Raw genomic sequence first — 5,960 nt, forward strand, 5'->3', positions numbered from 1 at the left:
GTGTTAACGAAGGCCGAGGGCGCAATGAACGAACGTGCTCTCCCAGGTGATGTTGTATTCGTCCCGATAAAGACGAACTCGACCGATCTCTTAAGTAAGATCGCGCAGATTTCTTCAATCCTGTTTCAATTCGGACTTGCAGCAGCAACGGTTGCGGCGATCGACTGATGACACCACGTAGCTCGATTACTGGTATTCTTGCCAGCCTGAGGCCCCTTGACCGGTTTTGGAAGCGTGCTGGGATTTTCATGGTCCCTATCGCAATTCTGCTCGTTTCCTCGGCCTTTCCCGAAAAGTTTCGCGCTGAAGCCACGCTCACACCGGCGGACCCAGCATCATTAGGCCTATCCGACACATTAGGGCAGCTGGGTGCGCTGAACTCGGTGTTCGGCAAGCAAGCTGATGTGGAGGTGGCTCTTCGGATCGGGACGAGTATCTACACAAGGGATAAGGTCATTCGTGATCTCAATCTGGAAGAGCGAGTCGGAAAGAAGGGCGTTGCCTTGCATCGTTGGCTTGAAAAGAGACTTGTCATGCGATCGCTGCGCGGCGGAATCATCTTGATTCAGATGGATCACACCGATCGGCAGCTTGCTCAGGACATTGTATCGGCATTTACGGAAGCGACTCGTGCTGAACTCGCGGAGATCACACTTAGGCAAACGCAATATAAGCGGGATGTTCTGGAAAAGTTGGTTCATGATGCAGGTTTGCGTCTTTCGAAGGCACAGGCAGCGTACGACACCTTTCGGCTTGAGAACGGCTATGCCAATCCTGCGAGGTCAGTTGAGATAATTTCCGAACGGGTTCCTTCCTTGCGAGCTGCACTGGAGGAAAAGGAAAGGCAGATTGCAATCACTGGTGCGTTGTTCGCACCAGACAACATCACCATGATCCAATTGCGATCGGAGCGTGATGTGATCAAGACTCAGCTGCAGGACGCGTTGTCGAGTCGACCGACAACACAGGAAGGAACTGTAGGTGAGGCTGTCGCTGTTTCTACCAGACTTTTCGACTTGGATCGCGAACTTGGACTGGCCCAATCGCTCTACACGAACTACGTGCGATACTTACAAGGAACGACGGTCGAGCAACTGACGTCGACCGCAAATATTCGTCTTCTGGAACAGCCCTACGTCTCGAGCGAAAGACAGTATCGCTGGACTCTGATTGTATTGGCGATCGCGCTGTTCCTCGTCTGGATGGCGATTGAATTCTACCGACTGCGGCCGCCACTTGGCGCTCCAATCGGGAGCGGAGCACGAGCGAAGCCTGGCTATGGACTGCCCGAACTCGAGTTAGGGGGCGATTGAAATGGCCCGGAGCGATTGTGAGCTTGTTTCGTCTCCAGAAATTTCCATCTGTATTGCTTGTCGCAATGAGGAAGAGAATGCGCAGGCAATCGCTGCTGCTGTAATCGACGCGATGGAAAGCGTGGATGCAGTATTCGATATTATCTTCATCGACAATGAATCGACAGATCGAACGGTCCAGATCATCAAGCAGATCTGCCGCAATGATCCGCGAGTTAAGTTGATCGTCAATACGCGGAATTTCGGCCAGATGCGATCGCCCACGCACGCAATTTACGAAGCTGGTGGCAATGCAGTAATTTCGATGTGCGCGGACTTTCAGGATGCGCCGACTTTGCTTCCTGAATTTGTGCGACGCTGGCGCAATGGAACTCCGATCGTGCTTGGCATTCGAAACTCCGAAAAAAATTCGTTCCTGCTTAGAACCGTTCGTGGTCTCGCCTACGCGATGCACCGCCGGTTTGGCGATTATCCTGTTATCCCCAATGCAACGGGATTCGGAATTTACGACCGCAAGGTTGTCGAGGCAATGCGCAGACTCAACGAACCAGAACCTTTCGTTCGCGGTATGCTGGTTGAAACAGGCTTCGAGATTTTTCAGATTCCTTACGACCGCCCAGTAAGATCACGAGGGAAGTCGAATAATAACTTTCTGACGTTGTTGGATTTTGCCCTCAATGGACTTGCAGGGTCATCGAAGGGATTGCTTCGCGCACCGCTTTATGTAGCGTTTCTGTTCGGCTTGCTCACCCTGTTCTGTCTATTTGGGGCCCTTCTCTCGCCACTTTGGGACGGCTCAGTTCAGCTTTGGCTCTTTGCGGCGATGCTTGAGGGGCAGTTCACCTTGATGTTTCTCTTCTTCGGTTTGCTGGGTGTACAGGTCGGCCTGATCGCTGAGCGAACTCGCAATCAACCACTGGTATTAGAGAAAGAGAGAATCAACTTCCCTAACGACTACCGGAGATCCCAATAATATGGGGCAGTCCTTCTTTGGGCTGGCAGCGAACTGGCGACAGGTCTTGCGGTACTACCAGGCCGGAATCGTCAATACGTTGTTTGGGTATGGCTGCTTTGCGGCTCTTGTCTGGCTGTCGTTCGATATTTTTACAGCGCAGATTCTATCTCATATATTTGGAACTATTTTCAATTATTTTACTTACAGTCGCTATTCATTTTCTGATGAGGAAGGCTCGGCGTTTCGCTTCATTTTATCATATGTGGCAAATTACTTAATAAGCCTGGTAATTTTGTACGGACTTACACAGTTTATCTCCTCCGCATATTTCGCAGGTCTTCTGACAATTTTAGTAGTTTCTGTTGTGAATTTTTTTGTCCTCAAGCGGTTTGTATTTCGAGCTATTGAGAAGCAGTCGTGAGCGAGGCTAAATTACGAAACGAAGGTCTAGCGATCGAATGGGTTTTAGCTTGTTTGGTATTGCTCAGTCTTGCTCATGCCACCTGGTTCCTCTTTACATTTAAGTACCTTCCGCCACCATTTTTCTACGAACCCAGCGACGTTCATGCGGATTGGTTCAATACTGCATTTTGGTCCCACAATCCAAATGGCGCATTCGACACTTGGACCACACTTTACCCTCCTTTGTCATTCGTCATCCTTCGCTTTCTCAGCGTCGGAAAGTGCTACCCGCGCACACGCGAATTTGAACCTAGTCCGGGTCTCGCGGCCCGTGATTGCGATTGGATCGGACATGTTGGGATATGGGGGTTCTGGATTCTTGGGGTAGCCTTGTTGTTCGTTGCCTTGCGCAAGATTGACCGGTCACGGGCAATCCCGCGCACCATATGTGTGGGTCTGGGTTGGCCAATTCTGAACGGTATCGAGCGAGGCAATCTCATTCTGATTGCCTTTCCCTTTTTCTTGCTAGCAGTCATGCCGATCTTCAAGTCAGCTCGGCTGCGCTGGATTGCCGCGGGCTTCGCGATTAATCTGAAGGTCTACCTAATTGCGCCATTTATGGCCCAATTGATTATGCGTCGATGGCGGTGGGTTGAGGGGACTTTGCTGGCAACCATCGTGATCTACTTATTGAGTTACGCAATGCTCGGTGCTGGGACCTTGTCAGAGATATTCGTCAATCTCAGCTCCTGGACAGAAAACCGTATTGAGAACCCTTTGGATTTCTGGCCCGCTACCACATATCAGGGATTGACGTCTTTGATGAAGAACAACGCTCAAATATTTCCAACCCTATTAATCCTAGGGTCGAGAGAGGTAAGTACAATACCAATAGTAATTGAGATTCTTCTTAGGTTAACGCAAGGATCTTTGTTCGTGGCTATGGCCGCTAGTTGGCTCCGGCCAGAGGCAATTACACGTTATCGTATTTACATTTTAGGGTTATTGTTTGCGTTAATTACTACAGAAGGAGGAGGGTATACGCCGATCTTCTGGATGGCGATGGTGATGTGTGAACCATGGCGCGGGATAGGCCCAAAGATTGCTATCGTCTCAAGTTATTTGTTGGCGTGCTCCTATGACATCCCCATTACAAACCTTGCGACACTAGTACGCTACACGTATTATTTTGACACTGAGGTCATAGTGGAGATGGACCTGACAGTCTGGCCTCTGCTGCGACCACTCCTAATTCAGCTTATCGCGATCGCATTGAGTTTCTCAACTATCCATTCTGTATGGGGCGACATTCGGCGGCAGGGTTGGGCAGAGCGGTGGCGGTTTCGAGCTGACGCCGCGCTCTTGCCATGGATTAGATCACCGAAGAATCCGGCGAAATGAAGGATCGGTTAATACCAGCCCCTTGTCCGGCGTGGTCTGGCTCGAATGTTTCGATCTCACTTGTAGCCATACTCGCCGTTTGGGCGCTGGGAATTCGGCTCTACGGCATAGACTTTGGCCTGCCAGCTATCCTTGATCCTGACGAGTTGATCTTCCAGCTTGGCGCGGTCCGAATGATTGAGAGTGGCAATCTCAACCCAGGTTGGTTTGGTCATCCGGCTACAACGACAATGTATGTCTTGGCGGTAGTTGATGCACTTGTCTTCGCTGTCGGCCGGCTGTTGGGCGACTACGCGTCACTTGAGCAATTTGGAGAGGCCATCTTTCTCGACCCGGGGATTGTCATGCTTCCTAGTCGAATCGCTATGGCTGTATTCGCTGTATTCAGCATAGTTCTTACCTACCGCCTTGGTACGCGTATTGGTGACCGTATGGTTGGCCTAGTCGGTGCTGCCCTAATGACGTTCAATCCTGTCCACATTGCGTGGTCCCAGGTTGTAAGGTCAGACATCATGGCGACCACGTTCCTACTGCTGGTTATGCTTGCATCCACGAAACTTGATCAAAATCCCCGGAAGCGAGACTACGTAATTGCAAGTCTGTACACTGCTCTTGCAATCACGTCGAAATGGCCGTTCGCTCTAGCTTTTCTGGGAGTCGTCGGGAGCATCTTTCTTGGGGCGCTTCATCGATCTGGAAGGGTTAACGACGCGCTTCGTCCAAGTCTTTGGTGCGGTGCCTTCGTTTGTCTCTTTGTCGTCCTCATATCTCCCCATTTGTTGCTTGATTTTGGCACGCTTGTTTCGAACCTCCAAGGGGAGGCTCAAGTTCAGCACGTTGGTGCTACCGGGACGGGGTTCCTATCGAATCTTTTGCAGTACCTTTCAGGACCGATCTGGCGCGGCCTAGGGCCGCTTGGTAGCGCTTTGGCGATAGCTGGCTTTGTTTTCGCAAGGCACCAAGTTAGATTATGGGTGATTGCAGGAGTGCCAGCAATCGCGATCTTGATCGTAATCGCCAATCAAAACTTGGTGTGGGACCGTTGGGCCATCGCGTTGTTCCCCTTCCTTTCAATTTTGGCGGGCTTCGGCGCTTCTGGAATACTCCAGACCTTTGGCGCAGGACAGAGGGTGAGGTTGCTGGCAAAAATCACGATGGCTTTAGGCCTTGTGCTTCCTCCTTTGTGCGCTTCGCTTGGTGCGGCGAATGAGCGTATCCACGACAATCGCCGTCAAGCTACGGACTGGGCGAAACAAAACCTTCCCAAAGGGAGAAGTCTTTTAATCGAACACTTTGCATTTGATCTTGTCAGCAGTGAATTCGAAATCCTATTTCCAATAGGAGTAGGAGGCTGTTTCGATGCACGCCAGATGTTGGCAGGAAGGATTGATTATCAAATGGTAGACTCGCTTCGCGGAGGCAAGTCTAATCTAGACTATGCGGCAGTTCCCGAAGCTAAGTTGGCAAGTTGCAAGAGCGATTTTGCCATACTTACTGAACACCAGCGATACCGAATAGATCGGGCTAGGTTTCCAGCTGCATTCAATCGTTATCAAGAGGTTATTGCAAGCGGGAGCGTGCTGAAGCGGTTTCCTGCAGTGTCGGGTGAGATTGGAGGCAGACCGGAGGTGCTCGTCCTTGATCTTCGCAGCGACCCGGATCCGACTGTTGATCTAAAGTAGGTGCTCCCACGGTTCTGTTTAAGTAAGCGATGGCGCGGCAGTTCGCCATAACCAAACTGCATAGGTTTGGGGACTACTTTAGATGCTATTTCCAACGACGGTAACTTTGCAGACTAGCTGCAACGCGGGAATCGGTGCCCGGCGGTCGTGCTCTTTGCCCCCAACCAAATGCCTGACCGATGCTTGCGGTGGCAAACGAATTACTTG

Annotated in this window: 5 protein-coding genes; all 5 read left to right on the forward strand. The window is 50.9% G+C overall.

Annotated elements, in window-relative coordinates:
• Positions 1-167: 167 nt before the first annotated feature.
• The 5 genes from AAFM29_RS08595 to AAFM29_RS08615 are packed head-to-tail and all read left to right on the forward strand — an operon-like array spanning position 168 to position 5,753.
• Positions 168-1,313 (forward strand): hypothetical protein, encoded by a 1,146-nt coding sequence (locus AAFM29_RS08595; protein ID WP_341712393.1) that lies wholly within the window; start codon positions 168-170, stop codon positions 1,311-1,313.
• Between the two features lies 1 nt (position 1,314).
• Positions 1,315-2,286, forward strand: a complete 972-nt coding sequence (locus AAFM29_RS08600; RefSeq protein ID WP_341712394.1) for a glycosyltransferase family 2 protein — start codon at positions 1,315-1,317, stop codon at positions 2,284-2,286.
• A 1-nt stretch (position 2,287) separates the two neighbouring features.
• A complete protein-coding gene (locus tag AAFM29_RS08605; RefSeq protein ID WP_341712395.1) occupies positions 2,288-2,689 on the forward strand; it encodes a GtrA family protein in 402 nt (133 codons plus the stop codon).
• Entirely contained in the window at positions 2,686-4,071 is a 1,386-nt protein-coding gene (locus tag AAFM29_RS08610) for a hypothetical protein (RefSeq protein ID WP_341712396.1), read from the forward strand. The genes AAFM29_RS08605 and AAFM29_RS08610 overlap by 4 nt, the downstream gene beginning before the upstream one ends.
• Positions 4,068-5,753, forward strand: a complete 1,686-nt coding sequence (locus AAFM29_RS08615; protein ID WP_341712397.1) for a glycosyltransferase family 39 protein — start codon at positions 4,068-4,070, stop codon at positions 5,751-5,753. Before AAFM29_RS08610 ends, AAFM29_RS08615 begins: the two co-directional genes overlap by 4 nt.
• Positions 5,754-5,960: the final 207 nt, after the last annotated feature.

Source organism: Erythrobacter sp. (genome assembly GCF_038133525.1).
Classification (GTDB): Bacteria; Pseudomonadota; Alphaproteobacteria; order Sphingomonadales; family Sphingomonadaceae; genus Qipengyuania.

Coding starts and splice junctions, on each gene's coding strand:
- AAFM29_RS08595 (WP_341712393.1), top strand. CDS start 168: ATGACACCACGTAGCTCGATTACTGGTATTCTTGCCAGCCTGAGGCCC.
- AAFM29_RS08600 (WP_341712394.1), top strand. CDS start 1,315: ATGGCCCGGAGCGATTGTGAGCTTGTTTCGTCTCCAGAAATTTCCATC.
- AAFM29_RS08605 (WP_341712395.1), top strand. CDS start 2,288: ATGGGGCAGTCCTTCTTTGGGCTGGCAGCGAACTGGCGACAGGTCTTG.
- AAFM29_RS08615 (WP_341712397.1), top strand. CDS start 4,068: ATGAAGGATCGGTTAATACCAGCCCCTTGTCCGGCGTGGTCTGGCTCG.